Origin of the sequence: Longispora fulva (assembly GCF_015751905.1) — a bacterium.
GTDB lineage: Bacteria > Actinomycetota > Actinomycetes > Mycobacteriales > Micromonosporaceae > Longispora > Longispora fulva.
The window spans coordinates 3853836-3873521 of sequence record NZ_JADOUF010000001.1; the positions used below are offsets into that span (position 1 = coordinate 3853836).

At 72.6% G+C, this 19686-nt stretch carries 19 protein-coding genes; 11 read left to right on the forward strand and 8 right to left on the reverse strand.

The window, feature by feature from the left end:
- Positions 1–10 precede the first annotated feature (10 nt).
- The 3 genes from IW245_RS17010 (at position 11) to IW245_RS17020 (ending at position 2809) form a co-directional block, all read left to right on the forward strand.
- Positions 11–691: a GntR family transcriptional regulator gene (locus IW245_RS17010; protein WP_197004152.1), complete on the forward strand. Its 681-nt coding sequence runs from the start codon at positions 11–13 to the stop codon at positions 689–691.
- Entirely contained in the window at positions 688–1158 is a 471-nt protein-coding gene (locus IW245_RS17015) for an OsmC family protein (protein ID WP_197004153.1), read from the forward strand. The genes IW245_RS17010 and IW245_RS17015 overlap by 4 nt, the downstream gene beginning before the upstream one ends.
- A gap of 124 nt (positions 1159–1282) precedes the next feature.
- Entirely contained in the window at positions 1283–2809 is a 1527-nt protein-coding gene (locus IW245_RS17020; protein ID WP_197004154.1) for an FAD-dependent monooxygenase, read from the forward strand.
- A gap of 42 nt (positions 2810–2851) precedes the next feature.
- Here the strand turns inward: IW245_RS17020 and IW245_RS17025 are convergent, their stop codons facing one another.
- From IW245_RS17025 to IW245_RS17035, 3 genes are read right to left on the reverse strand one after another with little or no spacing between them, the layout of a single operon-like run.
- A complete protein-coding gene (locus tag IW245_RS17025; RefSeq protein WP_197004155.1) occupies positions 2852–3391 on the reverse strand; it encodes a P-loop nucleotide/nucleoside kinase family protein in 540 nt (179 codons plus the stop codon).
- Positions 3392–3418: 27 nt separating this feature from the next.
- Positions 3419–3790, reverse strand: coding sequence for a hypothetical protein (locus IW245_RS17030; RefSeq protein ID WP_197004156.1), 372 nt, complete (start codon positions 3788–3790; stop codon positions 3419–3421).
- A gap of 14 nt (positions 3791–3804) precedes the next feature.
- The gene (locus IW245_RS17035; RefSeq protein WP_504739609.1) at positions 3805–5154 is read right to left on the reverse strand and encodes a helix-turn-helix transcriptional regulator; all 1350 of its coding nucleotides are present in this window, start codon (positions 5152–5154) and stop codon (positions 3805–3807) included.
- A gap of 258 nt (positions 5155–5412) precedes the next feature.
- On the opposite strand from IW245_RS17035, the gene IW245_RS17040 reads away from it, so the two are divergent.
- Genes IW245_RS17040 through IW245_RS17050 form a run of 3 tightly spaced genes read left to right on the forward strand, consistent with a single transcriptional unit; the run spans position 5413 to position 7653 of the window.
- Positions 5413–5685, forward strand: coding sequence for a hypothetical protein (locus tag IW245_RS17040; protein WP_197004158.1), 273 nt, complete (start codon positions 5413–5415; stop codon positions 5683–5685).
- Positions 5682–6959 carry a trypsin-like serine protease gene (locus tag IW245_RS41680; RefSeq protein ID WP_197004159.1) on the forward strand — a complete coding sequence of 426 codons (1278 nt, stop codon included), beginning with the start codon at positions 5682–5684 and terminating at the stop codon, positions 6957–6959. Before IW245_RS17040 ends, IW245_RS41680 begins: the two co-directional genes overlap by 4 nt.
- Positions 6960–6984: 25 nt before the next feature.
- Positions 6985–7653 (forward strand): hypothetical protein, encoded by a 669-nt coding sequence (locus IW245_RS17050; RefSeq protein WP_197004160.1) that lies wholly within the window; start codon positions 6985–6987, stop codon positions 7651–7653.
- Between the two features lie 97 nt (positions 7654–7750).
- Here IW245_RS17050 and IW245_RS17055 read toward each other — a convergent pair whose 3' ends face one another.
- A complete protein-coding gene (locus IW245_RS17055) occupies positions 7751–9388 on the reverse strand; it encodes an ABC-F family ATP-binding cassette domain-containing protein (protein WP_197004161.1) in 1638 nt (545 codons plus the stop codon).
- Between the two features lie 11 nt (positions 9389–9399).
- Positions 9400–10386 carry an LLM class flavin-dependent oxidoreductase gene (locus IW245_RS17060; RefSeq protein WP_197004162.1) on the reverse strand — a complete coding sequence of 329 codons (987 nt, stop codon included), beginning with the start codon at positions 10384–10386 and terminating at the stop codon, positions 9400–9402.
- 117 nt (positions 10387–10503) lie between these two features.
- On the opposite strand from IW245_RS17060, the gene IW245_RS17065 reads away from it, so the two are divergent.
- The 5 genes from IW245_RS17065 (at position 10504) to IW245_RS17085 (ending at position 15123) form a co-directional block, all read left to right on the forward strand.
- Positions 10504–12990 (forward strand): ABC transporter permease, encoded by a 2487-nt coding sequence (locus IW245_RS17065; protein ID WP_197004163.1) that lies wholly within the window; start codon positions 10504–10506, stop codon positions 12988–12990.
- Between the two features lie 76 nt (positions 12991–13066).
- Positions 13067–13906 (forward strand): siderophore-interacting protein, encoded by an 840-nt coding sequence (locus IW245_RS17070; protein ID WP_197004164.1) that lies wholly within the window; start codon positions 13067–13069, stop codon positions 13904–13906.
- A 219-nt stretch (positions 13907–14125) separates the two neighbouring features.
- Entirely contained in the window at positions 14126–14455 is a 330-nt protein-coding gene (locus IW245_RS17075) for an ArsR/SmtB family transcription factor (RefSeq protein ID WP_197004165.1), read from the forward strand.
- A 9-nt stretch (positions 14456–14464) separates the two neighbouring features.
- The gene (locus tag IW245_RS17080) at positions 14465–14668 is read left to right on the forward strand and encodes a hypothetical protein (protein ID WP_197004166.1); all 204 of its coding nucleotides are present in this window, start codon (positions 14465–14467) and stop codon (positions 14666–14668) included.
- Entirely contained in the window at positions 14668–15123 is a 456-nt protein-coding gene (locus tag IW245_RS17085) for a hypothetical protein (protein ID WP_197004167.1), read from the forward strand. The genes IW245_RS17080 and IW245_RS17085 overlap by 1 nt, the downstream gene beginning before the upstream one ends.
- Here the strand turns inward: IW245_RS17085 and IW245_RS17090 are convergent.
- The 3 genes from IW245_RS17090 to IW245_RS17100 form a co-directional block, all read right to left on the reverse strand.
- On the reverse strand, positions 15120–18263 hold the full coding sequence (locus tag IW245_RS17090; RefSeq protein ID WP_197004168.1) for a glycosyltransferase: 3144 nt from the start codon (positions 18261–18263) through the stop codon (positions 15120–15122). The two genes, IW245_RS17085 and IW245_RS17090, sit on opposite strands and share 4 nt — an antisense overlap.
- Complete coding sequence (locus IW245_RS17095; RefSeq protein ID WP_197004169.1) at positions 18256–18402, reverse strand: hypothetical protein; 147 nt, start codon at positions 18400–18402, stop codon at positions 18256–18258. Before IW245_RS17095 ends, IW245_RS17090 begins: the two co-directional genes overlap by 8 nt.
- A gap of 70 nt (positions 18403–18472) precedes the next feature.
- A complete protein-coding gene (locus IW245_RS17100; protein WP_197004170.1) occupies positions 18473–19534 on the reverse strand; it encodes a DUF4037 domain-containing protein in 1062 nt (353 codons plus the stop codon).
- Positions 19535–19686: the final 152 nt, after the last annotated feature.

Below are 19686 nucleotides of genomic sequence, written 5' to 3' on the forward strand. Positions count from 1 at the left end.
GGATGGGGCCATGCAGGCCGACGCCGCGCACCGCAGACTCCGCGAACTCATCCTCGCCGGCGACTACGCCCCAGGGCAGCGCCTCACCGAGATGGAGGTCTCCGCGACCCTCGCGATGAGCAGGACCCCGGTCCGCGAGGCGTTCCGCGCACTGGTCAGCGACGGGCTGGTCGCGCCGGACGGGCGGGGGGTCGCGGTGGTGGCGCTGGGGGCGGGGGCGCTGCGGGACGCGTACCAGGTGCGGGCCGCGCTGGAGGCGATGACCGCCGACCTGGCCGCGCGGCGGCAGGCCGCCGGGGAGATCGCGCCGGCGGCCCTCGCGGCCCTGCGCCGGGAGGCGGACGCGGCCGACGAGGCGACCCGGGCGGCGCACGGAGCCACCGACGCCGCCGCCCGGGCCGGACATCTGGCGCGCGGCGTCGCGCACAACCGACGCTTCCACCAGCGGATCGCCGCCCTGGCCGGCAACCCGGTGGCCACGGGGATCCTCGACCGGCTCTGGGACCAGATCGTCGTCTCCACCCGCGACTCGCTGGCCTCCCCCGCCCGGCCGGCGCATGTCGCCCACCAGCACGACACGCTGCTCGCCGCCATCACCGAGGGCAGGGCGGCGGACGCCTGGGCTGCGGCGCACGCGCACGTGCTCGACACCCACACGGCCGGCACCCACGACCCGGAGGAGCAGTCATGACCGCCACCCACACATACGACGTCACCGTCACCTGGACCGGCGACCGGGGCACCGGCACCAGCGGCTACCGGGCCTACGACCGGGCGCACGACGTCGACGCGCCCGGCCGGCCGACGATCCCGGGCAGCTCCGACCCGACGTTCCGGGGCGACCCGGCCCGGTGGAACCCGGAACAGCTGCTCGTCGCGTCGCTGTCGCAGTGCCACCTGCTGTGGTACCTGCACGTGTGCGCCGCGGCCGGCGTCGTCGTGACGTCCTACGCCGACGACGCGGTCGGCACGATGGCCGAGACGGCCGACGGCGGCGGACACTTCACGGCGGTGCTGCTGCGGCCCCGGGTGACGGTCGCCGAGCCCGGGATGGTGGAGGCGGCGGTGGCGCTGCACGCTGCGGCACACGAGAAGTGCTTCATCGCGAACTCGGTGAACTTCCCGGTCCACCACGCGCCGACGGTGGTCCCGGCCTGAGCCGCTGCCCCCGCGTCCGCACGCCCCGGGGCCTCCCGGGCCTCCGGAGTGGACCCCTGCTGATGCCTTTCCGGGCACCCCGGGAAAGCTACAGTAAAACGACACAAGGGGCGTGGAGGACGGTATGGGTGAGATTCTTGTCGTCGGGGCCGGGCCCACCGGGCTGACCATGGCCGCCGAGCTCGCCCGGCACGGCGCCGCCGTCCGGATCGTCGACCGCGCGACCGCCCCCGCCACCACGTCCCGGGCCCTCGTCGTGCAGCCCCGCACCCTCGAACTCTTCGACGACCTCGGCGTCGTCGACGCCGCGCTGGCCGCCGGCACCCGGGCGGACAGCGTCAACCTCGTCTTCGACCGGGAGCGCCGCGCCCGGATCGACGTGTCGGGGCTGCTGACGGAGCCGGAGACGCACACGGAGTACCCGTGGCTGTTCAGCCTGTCGCAGCACGAGACCGAGCGGGTGCTCACCGACCACCTGGCCTCGCTGGGGGTCGGCGTCGAGCGCGGCGTGACATTGACCGGGCTGACCCAGGACCCCGACGGCGTCACGGCGCTCCTCGACGGCCGCGCCGTCCGGTTCGACTGGGTCGTCGGCTGCGACGGGGCCCGCAGCGCGGTGCGGACCGCGATCGGCATGCCGTTCGAGGGGGCGACGTACGCGGAGGAGTTCATCATGGCCGACGCGCGGCTCGACTGGGAACTGCCCGACGGCGACCTGTACGTGTTCCCGTCCCGCTCCGGCTTCCTCGCCGCGTTCGCGATGCCCGGCGCGGGCCGGTTCCGGATCTTCGGCAACGTCGGCGCGCACGGCTCCCCCGACTACTCGGAGCCCACCCACGAGGAGTTCCAGACCATGCTGGACGAGCGGCTGCCGTTGCCGGCGCGGGTGGTCGAGGAATACTGGGTCAGCAGGTACCGGCTGCACCGGCGCGGCGTGCCCCGGTACCGCGACGGGCGGGTCTTCCTGGTCGGGGACGCGGCGCACGTGCACAGCCCCGCCGGAGCCCAGGGCATGAACACCGGTATCCAGGACGCGTACAACCTGGCGTGGAAGCTGGCCCGCGCGTGCCGTGGGCCCGCTTCGGATTCGCTGCTGGACAGTTACCACGCCGAGCGGCACCCGGTCGGCCAGCGGCTGCTGCGCACCACCGACCGGATGTTCTCCGTCATCTCCGGGCAGGGCGCGGTGGCCCGGTTCGCGCGCGGCCACGTCGGGCCGGTGCTCGCCAGGCGGGTGCTCGGCCGGGAGTCGGTGCGCCGGTGGCTGATCGGCACCTTCGCGCAGCTACGGATCTCCTACCCGGACAGTCCGCTGAACGCGCGCGACGGCGGATGGCGGGACGGGCCGGCGCCGGGTGACCGGGCCCGGGAGGCCTCGTTGGGGACTGGGCGGGTGTACGACGTGTTGCGCGGTACCCATCACACGGTGTTGTTGTTCGGAGAGTGGACGGGGCTGGCGGCCCGGATCGAGGAGACCTATCGGGGGCGGGTGGTGGCCCGGGTGGTCGGGGCGGACGAGACCGCCGCGCGGGTGGCCTACGGGGTGAGCGGGTCGGGCGGGTTCGTGATCCGGCCGGACAAGTACATCGCCTACCGTGCGGACCCGTTGGACCCCGAACACCTCCTGGCGGACCTGGCGGCGCGGTTGTAGCTTCATGCCCCCGGCGGCCGGGGCTACCGAGGGGACGTGGCGTCAGCGTGCCTGGAATGACGCCGTGGCCAGCAGTTCCCGCACCGTGCGGCCCAGGGCGGCCACCTCCACCGGTCCCCCGGTGTCCACCCGGACTACCGGCGTCAGCGCGAGAGGAGCGGCCTCGGCCGCCCAGCGGGGCCAGTCCGTGGCGAGGCGGTGGCCGTCGCCGTGCACCGGATGCCGCGCGCGCCCGGCGACCCGGGCACGGACCACCTCGACCGGGGCCTCGCACCACACCTCGACGGCCGCGCGGGCCCCGGTGCGGGCGATGCCCTCGCGGGCGTGGTCGAGGTCGCGGGGCCGGAACCACCAGGAGTCGACGACGACTGTGCCCGAATGGCTCGCCGCCAGGGACCAGACAGCGGCCATCGCGACCCCGCCCAGGGCCCCGGCCAGCGCGGGGTCCACGGCGTCCGCCAGGGCCTCCTTGATCTGGTCCTTGGACAGCGCGAGGGCGTCGAGTTCGACGGCCAGCGCCGGTGCGAGGGTGGACTTGCCGGCGCCGGGGAGGCCGTTGACGAGGACCAGTGCGCGTGCCATGCCCGGCACGGTGCCACACGATTCCGCCTACTGTCGCGTCTCCCGCTCGATGCGCTCGAAGATATCCGCGTCCGTCTCCTGCTGCCACGTCGGCAGCTCGTCCCAATCGGCGACGTAGGCGGGCTTCGGGTCCGGGAAGTGTTTGAAGATGTGCCCGATCCAGCACAGTGCCACGAATCGACTCTTCTGGTCCCGGGTGAGCTTGGCCGCCTTCCCGTCCGTCGCCTCGATGAAGGCGCTCACCTGGTCGTAGACGGCCGATGCGCTCTCGCGCTCCCACTCCGGGGTTTCCTCCCACGGCGTGACATAGCCCGACTTGGGCTCGCCGGGATAGTACTTCCTCACACCGGCGATCCACGCTTCGCGGAAGACTCGTCCTCGTTCGACCGGCAACGTCATGCTCCTCGTACTCGTCAGGCGGATGTTCCTGTAACAGTGGTGAGCTCGTGGTCAAGCTGACGGAAATGGCGGCTGGCAAGCAGCGGCGTGAGTTGCGTCTGGAGTCCTCGAAGCTTGCGGCCGATCACGCCCGAGCTGGTCTGCTGCGCGAGGTCGATGGCGGCTCTGGCGTGACCGACAACCTGGTCGACGTCGCCGCGCTGGAGACCCAGCGTTGCCAGGTCGGTGAGCACGCTGGCGCGCCGCCGTGCCGACAGGTCCATGCCGAGAGCTTCGGTCAGCGACCGCTCCGCCAGGTCGGGACGCCGGAGCGCCACGTAACAGGTTCCACGCTCTTCTGGCAGGCGAGATCCGTCGAAGCGAAGCCAACCGCCCGTGTGGACGTGTCCGGTGAGCTGATGGACCTGTTCGGCGTCGTCCAGAGCTCGCTGGCATGCCTTCAGGTCACCCAGACCCGCAAAGGTCTGCGCCCGCACGACGCTCACCCAATGGCGCGTCGAGAGAGCCTGGTCGCCCAGCCTCGCCAGGCCAGCAGCGAGTTCGAGCATCGGTCCGGCCTTGGCGAACTGCTCCTCGTACACGCCGATGAACGCGTGGCGGGTCAGCGCGCACACCCACAGATCGAACACACCGCCTTCTCTACTCGCCGTAGCAGCCAGGCTGTAGCAGTGGGCCGCATCGGTGTAGCGGTTGCCGTCGAACATGATCTCGCCCGCGAGCTGGAAGAGGTCGGCCACGAGCGCGCAAAGACCGCGGTGTACCGCCTCGCTGTGCGAGCGTTGGAGGGCGCCGACGAGGACACCGAGCTGTTCGCGGACGAGCGGGTAGGTGTGCTGCTTCGACGTGGACAAGACGAACACGCGCCACAGGTGACTGTTGAGCGTGGCGTACTCATCAAGGACAGCGGGGTCGAGTCGGTGCGGGCCCTCCGCGAAGTGGTTGAGCCGCTCCCAGTCCAGGTCGTCAATTCCGGACACTGCGACCAGCGTGCCGGCCATGCTCAACAGTCGGAGCAGTTCGCGGCGGTCCATGTCGTCAGTCTCCGGGGTCTCCTGGCCTGGCGACGTGCCCTCCCCCCGGCTGGTGGGCGCTGCGGCACCAGACCTCCATGATACGGAAGCCACAGGTCGAGATGACACCTCCAGCAGCTCGCTGAGCTGCTCCAGCGATACCCGCAACACCTCTGCCAGGCGGAGCCTCACCCACGGCTGAGGACTCGTCACGCCACGCTCCCAGCGCACGACGGTTGATCGATCCACGGCGACCGCCTCGGCCAACGCCTCTTGACTCAGGCCAACCGCCTTGCGTCGCCCGGCCAGCCGACGCCTTCCACCGCTCATGACCGACTTCCTTCCGGTCGACATCACCCATTAATACAGGCCAAGGCATGTAACGCAACGTGGATGCGCCTTTACTGCGCCATTCCCGCAATGTTGATCAAAACCCGTCTCCGGTTGAGTGGACGTATGGCCCGGGGCGGGTGCTGGGCAACGAGCTGGTCAGTCCCTTCCCTACTGATCTGACCGACCCCGCCCGTCCCAGGTCCCTCACGTCGATCACAGGAGGTAGCCGAGATGAGCGCTCAGCCCGTGAACGGTCCCGTGAGCGGGTCTCCTGTGTACATGGCTGAACCCGCGAACTGGAGGCTCGCCGCCCCGCCAGCCTGGGGCGAGCGGCCCACCGTGGTGGTCGTGCAACGCAGCCTCGCCCAGCAGCACCACGTCTTCATGGTGGACCTTGAGAGGCGTTACCTGCTCATGAGCGAGACCGAAGGTTGGGCGTTGTGGGCGGTGCTGACCGAGGCGATGTACTCGATCGGAGACCCGCCGGCCTGGGAGCTGGAGACCGTACCCGGCAACCAGGTTGTTAGCGGACTCGTCCCGTCGATACCGTGACGACGGGCGTTCTTTCCCTACTTGATCAGGAAAGGATAGTTTTGCCAACCCCCAGGAGAACCGTCGCACTGCGCTGGGTGGCCGCGACACTCACTGTCGTGGTTCCAGCGCTGCTGATCTCCAACCAGCATGCCTCCGCCGCCGAGCCGGTCCCCTATGGCATGACGGCAAGCACCTATGCCGCAATGCTCGCTCAGCGCGCCGACGCCCCGGTCGCCGACACGCTGCAAGCCGCGATCGACTCCGGCGACGCCACCGGGTTCACCTCTCTCGCCTACGGGCCCAGAGGCGGGCTCGCCCTGTACTGGAAAGGCGACCTGCCGCCGGCCGTCGCCACTGCCGTGACCGTCGCCCGCACACGCTCCAAGGTCGACGTGCTGCCCGCCGCGTGGTCCAGGCGGGAACAGAAGGCCGCCGCGCTCACCGTGTACCAGCACCTCAAACCCACGACCTCGAGCCCGACCCAGGTCCTGTGGAGCGGAGAGGGCAAGGGACTCACTATCCGGAGCGCCGACCCGGCCGCCCACGCGCTGACCTCTGCGGCCCTCGGCGGCGTGCCCGTGGTCTGGGAAGCGCCCCGGGGCATCGTGCCCACCAGAAACCGGCAGTACGACAACTCGCCCTGGTGGGGCGGTAGCCGGATGATGGTTCACAACGTCAAAGGGCAGTACACGTGCACCACCGGATTCGCCGTGTGGCGCAACGGGTCCCCCTACATGCTGACCGCCGGGCACTGCGCCACCGCTCCCGACAGCGTGTTCGACGGCCTGGGTGACTACATGGGGTGGACGCCCGGCCCCGAGAACTGGCCGCACGACGTGATCCTCCTGTCGCTCGACGGCGGCAACTACGGCGGACGCGTCTACGACGGTGGCGCCTACTCCGACTGGGGCAAGTCCGTCTCCGGTTGGGACTACGCCCGCCCCGGGCAATGGGTGTGTGACTCTGGCGCCCAGTCCGGCGTGCACTGCTCGATTCAGCTCACCAACCAGTTCTCAGCGAGCCTCTACGTTCCGCAGGATCACCCTGACTCCGACGGTGACGGAAACTACTGGATCACCGATCTGATCGTCGCCAACAAGACCGACGGTGGAGCGGCGGCGATCAGTGGCGACTCAGGCGGACCGATCTTCTGGCTCGACGGCAACCGCGTCCGTGTCATCGGAACCATCTCCGGCGGTAATGGCGACAGCGGCGGATCCACGCTGGTGTTCCAAGACTTCTACACCGCCGCCAACGACCTCGGCCTGTCCGGCGTCGTCACCGCCCCGTAACGACCCACCCGCAAGGAGGCACACCATGGTTCGGCTCCGCTGGATCGTCGCCGCCGCTGGCGCACTCGTTCTCGTCGCCGGCGCGATCGCCGTGGCCAGCGGAGCCCGACCGTGGCGTTCACATGCCCCGCACGTGTCCTACCCCGCCGAACAGGCCGACACCCCGCCCCCGGCCGGGTCGTTCGACGTGGCCACGCTGACCCGTCCGGCATGCCCCGTCGCGCACCCCGACCGTCGGGACGGCCATGACGAGGACGGGACCGACAAGCTCGTCGAGTGGGGAGCGGTGCGCCTGATCGTCTGCACATACCGGACCGGTGAACCACTCACCACCATGACCGAGACGACCCGGCCAGCCGCGGTCACCTCCGCGACGGGCCTCATGCGCCGAATGATCAGCCCCCGGCAGTCCCGCGAGTACTTCGGCACCGGCGACGACAGCGGCCTCACCATCGCGGGCGGGGTCCCCTCGGCCCGGTTCCTGTTCCAGTTTCCCGACGGCCACGTCACCGAGGTCACCCACAACGGTGCCTACTACCGGGGCGAGGTCGTCCGCCTTCCGTTCAGCAGGCGCGGCGCGGACCTCAACGGGCTGTACCCAACGGTTGAGCACACCTGCCTCGGCCAGCTCGTCACGGTCGACCAGTCCACGCCCCGATGTGTGGTCACCGGCAGCACGGCCGCGATTCCGTAGCCGTCCGACCGGCTCCAGTGGGGTGCCCTGGCCAGGGCTGGGACGGCGGGCGGCCGGTGGAGACCGGGTCGGGCCCCACCGTAATAAATGATGGTCTTTAGAGGGTTGTGACCTTGCCGGACTCGACCTGGATGCGGCGGTTGACCTCGACGGCCTCCAGCATCCGCCGGTCGTGCGTGACCAGCAGCAACGTCCCCGGGTAGTTCGCCAGCGCCGACTCCAGCTGCTCGATCGCCGGCAGGTCCAGGTGGTTCGTCGGCTCGTCGAGGACGAGGAGGTTGACCCCCGAGGCCTGGAGCAGGGCCAGGGCGGCGCGGGTGCGTTCCCCTGGCGAGAGGGTCGCCGCCGGGCGGGTGACGTGCGCGGCCTTCAGGCCGAACTTCGCCAGGAGGGTACGGATGTCCGCCGGCGCCAGGTCCGGCACCACGGCCCCGAAGGCGTCGATCAGTGGCTCGTCGCCGAGGAACAGCCCGCGCGCCTGGTCGACCTCGCCGACCACGACGCCGGGGCCGAGCGCGGCCGAGCCGGCGTCGAGGGACAGGCGGCCGAGGAGGGCCGCGAGGAGGGTGGACTTGCCGGAGCCGTTCGCGCCGGTGATCGCGACCCGGTCGGCCCAGTCGATCTGCAGGTCCACCGGGCCGAGGGTGAAGTCGCCCCGGTGCGCGACCGCGCCGCGCAGGGTGGCCACGACCGCGCCCGAGCGGGGGGCGGCGGCGATCTCCATCCGCAGTTCCCATTCCTTGCGGGGCTCCTCGACGACGTCGAGGCGTTCGATGGCGCGTTGGGTCTGGCGGGCCTTGGCGGCCTGCTTCTCGGAGGACTCGGCGCGCAGCTTCCGGCCGATCTTGTCGTTGTCGTTGGACTTGCGGCGGGCGTTGCGGACGCCCTGGTCCATCCAGTTGCGCTGCATCTGGGCCCGGCCCTGCAGACCTTCGAGCTTGTCGGCGTACTCCTCGAACTCCTCGCGGGCGTGCCGGCGGGCCACCTCGCGCTCCTCGAGGTACGCGGCGTAGCCACCGCCGTACTGGCGGATCTCCTGCTGGGCCAGGTCGAGTTCGAGGACCCGGGTCACGGTGCGGGAGAGGAACTCGCGGTCGTGGCTGACGAGGACGGTGCCGGCCCGCAGGCCGGTGACGAAGCGTTCGAGGCGGTCGAGGCCGTCGAGGTCCAGGTCGTTGGTGGGCTCGTCGAGGAGGAAGACGTCGTACCGGCTGAGCAGCAGCGACGCCAGCCCCGCCCGGGCTGCCTGCCCGCCGGACAGGCTGGTCATCGCCTGGTCGAGGTCGACGGCCAGCCCCAGGTCGGCGGCCACCTCGTCGGCGCGCTCGTCGAGGTCGGCACCGCCGAGGGCGAGCCAGCGCTCCAGGGCGTCGGCGTACTCGTCGTCCGCGCCCGGGGCGCCGTCGCCCAGCGCCTCGGCCGCGGTGTCCATCGCCTCCTGGGCCGCCGAGACGCCGGTCCGCCGGGCCAGGAACGCCCGGACGCTCTCGCCCTCGCGGCGCTCCGGCTCCTGCGGCAGGTGGCCGACGAGCGCGCTGGCCGGGCTGAGCCGGATCGTGCCGCCCTCCGGGGTGTCCAGGCCGGCGAGGAGGCGGAGCAGGGTGGACTTGCCTGCGCCGTTCACGCCGACGAGGCCCACGACGTCACCGGGGGCGACGACGAGTTCCAGGCCGGAGAACAGCAGGCGGTCGCCGTGGCCGGCGGACAGGTCCTGGGCGATCAGAGTGGCGCTCACGGTCACCGACCCTACCGGGCGGCCTTTTCGGCGATCAGCTCGAACGACCGGGCCCGGTCCTCCAGGTCGTAGACCATGGTCGTCAGCATCAGCTCGTCGGCCCCCGTCCGGGCGACCAGGTCGGTGAGCTGCCGCTCGACGGTCTCCGGCGAGCCCAGCCCCTGTCCGACCCGCCGGTCGGCGACGAACTGCCGCTCCTCGGTCGTGTACGGGTACGCCGCAGCCTCCTCCGGGGACACCAGCGGCTCGGGCCGGCCCTGGCGCAGCTTGAGGAACGCCAGGGACGCGGGCCCGGCCAGCCACTCGGCGCGCTCGTCGGTGTCGGCGCAGATCGCGCTGACGGCCACCATCGCGTACGGCCGCTCCAGCCACCGCGAGGGCTGGAAGTGTCTGCGGTACAGCTCCATGGCCGGCTCGGTGTTGCGCGCGCTGAAGTGGTGCGCGAACGAGAACGGCAGGCCGAGCATGCCGGCGAGCCGCGCGCTGAAGCCGCTGGAGCCGAGCAGCCAGATCGCCGGCATGTCCCCGCGGCCGGGGGTGGCGACGATGCGCTCCTCGCCGGTGAAGTACCCGATCAGGGAGGCGAGTTCCTCCGGGAACGCCTCCGCCGACAGGCCCTCGACGGTCCGGCGCAGGGCGAGGGCCGTGCCCTGGTCGGTGCCGGGGGCGCGGCCGATGCCGAGGTCGACCCGGCCCGGGTGCAGGGCCTCGAGGGTGCCGAACTGTTCGGCGACGACGAGCGGCGCGTGGTTGGGCAGCATGACGCCGCCGGAGCCGATCCGGATGGTGGTGGTGTGCGCGGCGAGGTGCGCGAGGAGCACCGCCGGGGAGGAGCTGGCGATGGCCGGCATGTTGTGGTGCTCGGCGACCCAGAAGCGCTGGTAGCCGAGAGCCTCGGTGCGGCGGGCGAGCTCGGTGGTGGCGCGCAGGGCGTCGCCGACGGTGGTGCCGGCGGCGACGGGGGCGAGGTCGAGAACAGCCAGGGGTACGTCGATCACATCTTCCGGCAACTCCCCCGACGCCCGCTTTGTTCCGGTCGAGTGGGCCACGCCACACCCGGGGATCCGACAGCTCACCGTGGTGCGGTTCCGCGGAACCCCGGGCACACTGGGGCGATGCTGCGCGTCGCACTCGCCGGCCTGCGCGCGCACACCGCGCGGCTGCTGCTCACCGCCTGCGCGATCATGGTCGGCGTCAGTTTCCTGGCCGGCTCGCTGGTCTACGGCGACACCGCCCGCGCGGCGTTCTACGACGACCTGGCCCGCTCGGCCCGCAACGTCGACCTGGTCATCCGGCCCACGACCGGGCTGCTCGACCCTTCGGTCACGGAGCGGGTGCGCGCCGTGCCGGGGGTCCGGGCGGTCGATCCGCGGGTCGTCGGGGCGCTCGGCGTGCTGGACGCCGGCGGCCGGCTGCTGACCCGCGACGGGCACGTCGGCTACGGCCTGTCGTTGCCGGGCGCGCCGGCCCTGAGCAGGTTCGACGTGGCCCGGGGCAGACTGCCGGCCGCCCCGGGCGAGGTGGCGCTGGACCGTAAGACGGTCGAAGACCAGAAGTTCGGGATCAACACCCCTCTGCGGGTACTGGACCGCCAGGGCGCCCCGCACGACCTCACCCTCGTCGGGGTCCTCGACCTCGGGGTGAACCGCCAGTTCAACGGCTCGGCCGTGGCTGCACTGACCACGGGAGACCTGACGGCGCTGACCGGCACGTCGCGGTACACGGAGATCGCGGTCTCGGTGGCCCCGGGGACCGATCCGGAGCGGGTGCGCGCGGCGGTGCCCGACGCCCGGGTGCTCCCCGCCGCGCAGGTGCGCGCCGAGCTGGCCTGGCGGGCCGGGAAGTACGTGGACGGGTTCCTCCGGGTGCTGATCGCCTTCGGGCTGGTCGCGCTGACCGTGTCGGGGTTCGTCATCTACAACACGTTCGCGATGCTGGCGGCCCAGCGCGGCCGGGAACTGGCGCTGCTGCGGTGCGTGGGCGCGTCCCGGCTGCAGGTGTTCGGCGCGGTGCTCACCGAGGCGGCCGGGCTGGGCGTCGTGGCGTCGCTCGGCGGGCTGGCCCTGAGCCTGCTGGTCGGCTGGGGACTGCTGGTGTCCCGGGAGTTCGTCGGCGCGCGGATCCCGGCCCACGCGCTGGTCGTGGGCGGGCCGACCGTGGCCGTGGCCGTCGGGTTCGGCACGCTGCTGGCCCTGGCCGGGGCCGTGGTGCCGGCGTTCGGGGCGAGCCGGGTGCCACCCCTGACGGCCCTGCGGCACGCGGCCGCCCTGGAGGCGCGCGGCCGGCCCCGGGCGGTCCGGCTCGGGGTCGCCGGCACCCTGGCCGCGGTCGGGGCCGGGTGCGGGGCGGTGGGGACGGCGGGCGGCTTCGGCGGGCTGCCCCTGGTCCTCGGCGGCGCGATGCTGGTCTTCCTCGGGTTCGCCGCCGCGGCCCCGCTCGTCGTCGGTCGGCTCGTCGCCCTGGTCGGCTGGGTCCCCGGCCGGCTGCTGGGCGCCCCGGTGCGGCTGGCGGCCGTCAACGCCCGGCGCAACCCGCGCCGCACGGCGGCGACCACGACGGCGCTGATGATCGGCGTGACCCTGATGTCGCTGTTCAGCGTGCTGCTGGCCACGGCCAGGACCCAGTCCGGGGTGGAGCTGCGGGAGAACTTCCGGGTGGACTTCCGGGTGGCCCCGGCGGCCCCGGTCGGCGCGGTGTCGGAGCGGACCAGGGTCCGGGCCGTGGTGCCCCGGGAGGTGATGACGGCCCTGCGCACACACCCGGAGTTCGACGTCGTCGCCCCGGTGCGCACGGCGGCGCTGGGCGGTGGCCGGACGGTGTGGTCGGTGGCCCCGGAGGGGTTGCGCGGCCCGATCCGCCCCGAGGTGACCGCCGGCGACCTCGGGGCGCTGGGCCCGGGCACCGTGGCCCTGCACCGCGACCCCGGCCGGCGCCTCGGCGACCAGGTCGCCCTGGGCCCGCTGGGCACCCTGACCGTCGTCGCGCTGTACGACGACGCCCCGGTCGACGGCGGGGTGCTGGTGTCCTGGGACCAGTTCGACCGGACCTACGGCGCCGGTGACGCGCACCTGGTGCTTGTGACGGCCACCGGCACGCCGGTCGAGGCGCGGCAGGTCCTCGACGAGGTGGTCAGGGCGTACCCGCTGCTCCAGGTCACCGGGGAGGCCGACCAGGCCGAAGCGCTCGCCGGATCGTTGGACCAGTTGCTGGGCATCTTCGCCGCGCTGCTGGGCATGTCGGTGCTGATCGCGGTGTTCGGGATCGGCAACACCCTGGCGCTGTCGGTGCTGGAGCGCACGGCGGAGTCGGCGACCCTGCGCGCCCTGGGCCTGTCCCGCCGCCAACTGCGGGGCATGCTGCTGGCAGAGGCGGGGCTGATGGGCGCGGTGGGGGCCGGGTCGGGGGCGGTGTTCGGCGGGGCGGTCGGCTGGGCGGCGGCGCTGGGCCTGATCAACGCGTACGGTCACGGGTCACCGACCGTGCCGTGGGGTCAGTTGGCGCTGTTCGCGACGGTCGCCACGGTCGCGGCGATGACGGCGGCGGTGCTGCCGGCGCGGCACGCGGCCCGGGCGTCGATCGTGACGGCGGTGTCCCAACCGTGACCTGACGGCCGATGGCAATCGGGGACCCGTGACTTAGGGTAACCTAAGATATCGCAGACTCAGGGGGCGCACACGCATGGCAGAACGCACAAGACCACAGCCCAGGCGCGCGACCGTGCTGCGCACCGAGCGGATCACCCCGCACATGATCCGGGTGACGCTCGGCGGCGAGGGCCTCGCGGACTTCGGGGCCGGGGCGTACACGGACCACTACGTGAAGATCCTCTTCGCGGCGGACGGCGGAGCGCTGCCGGAACCGTTCGACCTGGAGGCGATCCGGCGCGACCAGCCGCGCGAGGAGTGGCCGCGCACCCGGACGTACACGGTGCGTAGTTGGAATCCGACGGCGCTGGAGCTCGTGATCGACTTCGTGCACCACGGCGACGAGGGCCTGGCCGGCCCGTGGGCGGCCCGCGCGGTGCCCGGGGACGTGCTGTACTTCTCCGGTCCCGGCGGCGGCTACACCCCGGACCCGACGGCGGACTGGCACCTGCTGGTCGGCGACGAGAGCGCCCTGCCGGCCATCGCCGCCGGCGTGGAGCGGCTGCCCGCCGGCGCCCCGGCGCACGTGTTCGTCGAGGTCGCCGACGCCGAGGAGGAGCAGAAGCTCGACACCTACGGCGCGGCGGAGATCCGCTGGGTGCACCGGGGCGACCGGGCCATCGGCGAGGCGCTGGTCGAGGCCGTGCGGGCATGTGAGTTCCCCGCCGGGCGGGTGCACGCGTTCGTGCACGGCGAGGCGACGTTCGTGAAGGACATGCGCCGCGAGCTGTTCATCGAGCGCGGCGTGCCCCGCGCGGGCCAGTCCATCTCCGGGTACTGGCGGCGGGGCGCCGACGAGGACGGCTGGCAGTCGTCGAAGTCGGAGTGGAACAAGCAGGTCGAAGAGGAGGAGGCCCGCGCGGCGACCTCCTAGACGACTCCCGGCCGGCCCCTCGCGGGCCGGCCCGCGCTGACCATCCCCGCCCCGGGCCGTGACCACTCCGGCACCGGGGCTTTCGCGTCCGCCCGGCGCCGTGGGCCCGGCTCCGGCCCCGAACGCCGGCCTGCGACGCGACCCCCCACCCGCGCGACGAACACCAGGTACCCCCGAATAGGGCTTGACGTTCTGACACCTGTCAGCAATAGTTGACACATGACAGACGGGGATGCGCCTGTGGGTCAGGGCGACCGGCTGCTGGCGACCCTGGCGGCGCTGGCCAATCCGCACCGGCTGCGCATCATCGGGGCACTGGCCACCGGTGGACGCAGCTACGTCAGCGAGCTCGCCAGGGAGCTCGGCATCGGCCGCCCGCTCCTGCACCTGCACCTGAAGAAGCTGCGCGACGCGGGGCTGGTCGTCAGCGAGCTGGAGCTGACCGCCGACGGCAAGGCCCGCAACTACTTCGAGGTCAGCGCGTTCGCCCTGCATCTCGACCCCGCCGTCATCGCCGAGGCGGCCAGCACCATCACGACCGAGAAGTGAGGGACCACCATGTCAGCACCCGTGTACTTCGCGACCATCGGCCTGTTCCTCGGCACGATCCTGGCGATCTTCGCGATGCGGTACCGCGCGGTCACCAGTAGCGCGAGAGCCGCCCAGGCCGCCAGCCTCGACGTCGCCGCCGTGCAGGCGAGCCTCGACGACATCGCCGCCCGCCTGGGCACCATCGAGAAGACCCTCAAGGAGATCGAGTAATGACGACCGCGACGACCACCCCCGTCCGCCCGGCCCCGCCGGCGCCCACGCTGTCGGTGCTGCGGCTCAACATCATGCGGATCGGGTACCTGCTGATGAGCGTCGGGCTCGCGATCGTGAAGTGGCCCGCGCTGCTGCACGCCGAGCGCTGGACCCTGTTCGGGGGCGTGGTCAACTGCATCCTGGTGGCGATGTCGATCCTGGCGTTCTTCGGGCTGCGGTACCCGCGACAGCTGCTGCCCCTGCTGCTGTTCGAGTCGATCTGGAAGGTGCTCTGGCTCGGCCTGGTCGCCATTCCGCTGTGGACCGACGGACGGCTGGCAGGGGACACCGCCGACGTGGCCAGCGACTGCCTGTATGTCGTCATCATCCTGGCGGTGATCCCCTGGGACCACGTGTACAGGCAGTACCTCGCCCAGCCCGGTGACCCGTGGTGGCGCCGCCGCGCGTCCTAGCCGTCGCGTTGCACCAGCCCGGGATGGCCGGCGAGGAAGGCCTCCAGCCCGTCCTCCCGGACCGCCTGGAACATCGCCCCCGACACCGGGTCCAGCGCCTCGCCGAGGTACTGGCCCCGGGCGTCGTTCACCGACCTCCCCGACGTGCGCACCAGCGTGATCCGCTCGGCCGGGATCCGGCCCAGGGTGAACAGCATCTCCGGCAGCCCCACCGGACCGGTGGTCACGGTCAACGAGTTGCCGGCGGCGCGCACCACCCGGTCGAGCTTCACCGGGTCGCGGACCAGGTCCTGGCGGCGCGCCTCGGTGACCAGCGCCTTGACGAACTGCTGCTGGTGGCGCTGGCGGGCGTAGTCCCCGGTGGCGATGGTCTTGCGCTGCCGGACGTAGTCGAGGGCCGAGGGGGCGTCCATCCGGCCGCAGCCCTTGCGGTACACGACGCCGGTGGCGATGGAGGTGGTGTCGACGTCCACGCACAGGTCGACGCCGCCCATCACCCTGACGACCTCCATGAAGCCGTAGAAGTCGACGAGGGCCGCGCCGTCGAAGCCGGCCACCCCGGTGAGGTCGCGGACCGTCTCGGCGAGCAGCCGGCCGCCCCGCGCGCGGTCCTGCTCGGCGCCCGCGCCGTAGGCGAACGCCGCGTTGAGCCGGTCGCGCCCGCCGGGGAAACCCGGGGTGGCCGGGATGTCCACGAGCGTGTCGCGGGGCAGGGAGACGACGTACGCGCGGTCCATCGTGGCCGGCACGTGCAGGACCATGACCGTGTCGGCCCGGATCAGCCCGCCCTGACCCTTGCGCCAGTCGACCCCCACCAACAGGATGTTCAACGGCCCGCGCAGTTCCCACGTCCCGGCGGGCGCCCCGTGCCAGGTGGCGGTGGCCCCGAGGAGGTCGGCGTGCCCGATCGCGTCCTCGTACCGCTGAGCCAGCACCTGGCCGGCGATCAGGCCCGACCCGCTGACCCCCATCAGCACGACCCCACCCCACACGCACAGCCGGGCCCACAGCGGTCCCTTGCGCCGGTCGCGCCGGGCCCGCTGCGCGATCATCTGGGTACGCACCGTGGTCAACGCCGCCGCGTGCCCGGCCCGGGCCGGCTGGTGCCAGCGCAGGGTCGCCCCGACGAGCGCCGTGATCGCCGACTGGATGACGACGAGGTAGATGAGCTGGCGGTACACGACCTGTTGCAGGAGCAGGGTCCACAGTGGGCCGGCGTCCTCGCGGTCGAGCCGGAACGCGTACGCCGCGACGGCGAACTGGGCGGCGTGCAGGGTGGCCCACAGCACCACCGTCCAGGTGACCGGCTGGAACAGCAGGGTGTAGAGCAGGTACACGTCGACCAGGGGCGCGAGGATCGGCTGCGCGATCTGGAACAGCAGCAGGTAGCTCAGGCCCCGGCGGCCCAGCTTGCCGGCAGCCCCGGACTCGCGGAACGCCGCCCGGTGCTTCCACATCGCCTGCATCGTGCCGTAGCACCAGCGGTACCGTTGCCGCCACAGGCTCTGCCAGCTGCTCGGGGCCTCGGTCCAGGCGCAGGCCGCGTCCTCGTAGACGACCTTCCACCCGGCCCGGCACACGGCCATCGTCAGATCGGTGTCCTCGGCCAGGGTCGCGACGCTGAGCCCACCGGCGGCGGTCAGGGCCGTCCGGCGGAACGCGCCCAGGGCGCCGGGAACCGTGGGCATGCATGAGGCGACCTCGAACACCCGGCGGTCCAGGTTGAACGCGATCACGTACTCCAGGTGCTGCCACCGACCGAGCAGCCCGCCCCGGTTGGCGACCTTCGCGTTGCCGGCCACCGCGCCGACCATGGTGTCCCGGAACGGCCGGACCATCAGGTGCAGGGTCTCCGGTTCGAGGATGGTGTCCCCGTCGACGAGGACGACCAGGTCGTGCCGGGCGGCGTCGATGCCGGCCTGCAACGCCGACGCCTTGCCGGCGTTGGCCTGCCGGATCACCCGCACGCCCGGCAGCCCGAGCCGCTCGACGATGTCGGCGGTGTCGTCCGTGGAGCCGTCGTCGACGACGATGACCTCCAGGTCCGGGTACGCCGTCGCGACCAGGGACTCGATCACCGCGGCGATGTTGGCGGCCTCGTTGTGCGCTGGCACGATCACCGACACGGCCGGGGTGTGGCCGACGTCCTCGATCGCCTTGCGCCGCCGGCGGGAGTGCTGCCAGGCGCACGCCGCCTGGATCGCCATCCGGGTCAGCGCCAGGACGGTGGCCGTGACGAGCAGGACGAAGAGCAGGTCCGCCACCAGGGTCGAGCCGGACTGGACCACGGCCAGCGCCGCTCCCCTGGCCCGCGCCCCGCTCCCCGCCTCGCGCACGGGGATCGGCTCGCCCAGCCCCTCGGAGACGGTCACCACCCGCAGCTCGCGCCGGTGCAGCGTGGGCAGCAGGGTGTCCAGCGCCCTGAGGGTCTGACTCCGGTCCCCGCCGCCGTCGTGCAGGCCGACGATGGCGCCGTTGTCGCCCAGGGGCGCGCCGGCCACGGCGATCGCCGGCACGCCCGGCTGCTGCCAGTCGCGGGTGTCGAGGTCGCTGAGCACGGTGCGGTAGCCCCACCGGCCCGCGGCGGCGATCAGGGCCATGGTCCGAGCGTCGACCTGCGCCGGGGTGGACGAGTAGGCGGGCCGGAACAGCCGGATGTCGCGGCCGGTGGCCCGGGCCACCGCGTCGCGGGTCAGGTCCAGTTCGCGGCGGACCTGCCACTCGGGCAGCGCCGTGAGGTCACGGTGGGTGAACCCGTGCAGGCCCAGTTCGTGGCCCTCGGCGAGGATCCGGCGGACGAGCTCCGGGTGCTCGTCGACCCGCGCGCCGACCACGAAGAACGTGGCGTGCGCGTGGTGGCGGGCCAGCGCGTCGAGGATCCGGGGCGTCCACTCCGGGTCCGGTCCGTCCTCGAAGGTCAGCGCGACCGTCCGGTCCGGCAGGCCCCGGCCGGGGCCCGCGCCGTCGAGCACCGGCCCGCGCACGACCTGGCCCTGCCCGCCGATCCCGAACTGCCCGGGCCGCTGCGTGCCCACCCCGATCGACCCGGTCAACCCGGCCACGACCAGCGCGGACATCACCACCGCCCCGCCGAGCAGGAGGAGGATCCAGTGGGCCCGGGGTTGCTCGCGGCTAGACAACGGCGAGGCCGGCGCCCACGAGGGCCAGCCAACCGAGGAACACCAACGTCACCAGCACCCCGGCACCCGTGACCAGCCGGCGGCGGACGCCCCGGCGGTCGACGAAGACGGCTTCCTCCGGCCCGCGCTTGTCGCGCATCGCCTTCACTCTTGCCCCCGAAATGTCCCCAGAAAACTGGGGAATCCTAACCGTCCCCGGTGGACGGTGACTATGGGTTACCGGTGAGACGGGCGTCACCCAAGGACCGGTAGGTCGCGGCGAGGGTGGCGCGTCGGGCAGGATGGGCGAGTACGTCCACATTGTCGACCCACTGGCCGATCGCGCCGAGCCCGGTGGGCAGGACCGACAGCACCGGGTCGGTGAGCCCGGCGAGGAGGTCGGCGGTCACGGCCGGGTCGATCATCCGGTACGGCCGGTCCCAGAACGTCGACACGCCCACCTCCGGGGTGGGCAGTCCGCGGGCCCGCTGCTTGTCGAGGAGCAGCTCGACGGCGGCGACCAGGCCGTCCTCCCTGCCGTGCCAGTCTCCGGCGTCGAGGGCCCGGTCCAGCGGGCCGGCGAGCTCGTCCGCCCAGGGTAGGGCGCGTTGCGTCCACTTCTCATACGGCGCCCACCGCCGGGCCAGCAGGAACGCCAACTGGGTGAGGTCGGCGACCAGCTCCGCGGCCAGCAGCCGGGACTGCCGCTCCTGGCCGGTCTGCGCCGTCCGGCCGACGAACGGCAGCCGCTGGCCGAGCCGGCCCCAACCGGCGGCGACGACGTACCGGTCGACCTCCGGCGGATACCAGGCGAGCGCGGAGCGCACCGGCCCCAACTCCGTCGTCGTGTCGGCGAACACCGCCCCGCCGGTGACCTCCAGGACGCCCTGGCCGGTGACGAGCAGCCAGTCGGTCGTGCTCAGGCCCGGCACCGGGTCGACCCCGAGCCGGCTGGTCGCGAAGTCCCCGACCGTGGCGACCTCGACCTCGTGCGTCGGCTCCGGCGACCACGTGGTCGGAAACCTGACAGGCCGGCCCTGGTACGTCTCGGGCAGCTCCCTGGTGAGCATCGCGTGCACGGGGCCCACCGCCGCCCGGTCAGCCCCGTCCACGAGGACGGTCAGCCGGCAGCCCCAGTCGTGGTCGCGGCTGCGCGCGTCGTCGAATCCGAGCACGTCGGAGCCGGAACCGAGCCGGCCGGCGGCGTACCGCAGGCCCGGGTGGGCGGTCGCGATCAGGGGGCCCACGATGTCGCGATGGAAGGCGTCGGCGAGATCAACTCCGGTGGTCACCGGTCGATTGTGCTGCGGGGCGTCGACTGGACAAAGCGAGTTACCGTGGAGCGCGTGGCCGGGGCCAGCGCGATCGCCCCACCGGCGTCCGAGCGGGCGCCCGTTGAGCTCCCACGCACCGCGGCACGGCTGAGGGGACGGGCCGTGGTGCG

Excerpts from the sequence above, each read along its gene's own strand:
- IW245_RS17020 (WP_197004154.1), top strand. The coding sequence starts at position 1,283 with ATGGGTGAGATTCTTGTCGTCGGGGCCGGGCCCACCGGGCTGACCATG.
- IW245_RS17075 (WP_197004165.1), top strand. The coding sequence starts at position 14,126 with ATGACAGACGGGGATGCGCCTGTGGGTCAGGGCGACCGGCTGCTGGCG.
- IW245_RS17040 (WP_197004158.1), top strand. The coding sequence starts at position 5,413 with ATGGCTGAACCCGCGAACTGGAGGCTCGCCGCCCCGCCAGCCTGGGGC.
- IW245_RS17010 (WP_197004152.1), top strand. The coding sequence starts at position 11 with ATGCAGGCCGACGCCGCGCACCGCAGACTCCGCGAACTCATCCTCGCC.
- IW245_RS17070 (WP_197004164.1), top strand. The coding sequence starts at position 13,067 with ATGGCAGAACGCACAAGACCACAGCCCAGGCGCGCGACCGTGCTGCGC.
- IW245_RS17015 (WP_197004153.1), top strand. The coding sequence starts at position 688 with ATGACCGCCACCCACACATACGACGTCACCGTCACCTGGACCGGCGAC.
- IW245_RS17030 (WP_197004156.1), bottom strand. The coding sequence starts at position 3,790 with ATGACGTTGCCGGTCGAACGAGGACGAGTCTTCCGCGAAGCGTGGATC.
- IW245_RS17085 (WP_197004167.1), top strand. The coding sequence starts at position 14,668 with ATGACGACCGCGACGACCACCCCCGTCCGCCCGGCCCCGCCGGCGCCC.
- IW245_RS17065 (WP_197004163.1), top strand. The coding sequence starts at position 10,504 with ATGCTGCGCGTCGCACTCGCCGGCCTGCGCGCGCACACCGCGCGGCTG.
- IW245_RS17035 (WP_504739609.1), bottom strand. The coding sequence starts at position 5,154 with ATGTCGACCGGAAGGAAGTCGGTCATGAGCGGTGGAAGGCGTCGGCTG.
- IW245_RS17025 (WP_197004155.1), bottom strand. The coding sequence starts at position 3,391 with ATGGCACGCGCACTGGTCCTCGTCAACGGCCTCCCCGGCGCCGGCAAG.
- IW245_RS17095 (WP_197004169.1), bottom strand. The coding sequence starts at position 18,402 with ATGCGCGACAAGCGCGGGCCGGAGGAAGCCGTCTTCGTCGACCGCCGG.
- IW245_RS17050 (WP_197004160.1), top strand. The coding sequence starts at position 6,985 with ATGGTTCGGCTCCGCTGGATCGTCGCCGCCGCTGGCGCACTCGTTCTC.
- IW245_RS17080 (WP_197004166.1), top strand. The coding sequence starts at position 14,465 with ATGTCAGCACCCGTGTACTTCGCGACCATCGGCCTGTTCCTCGGCACG.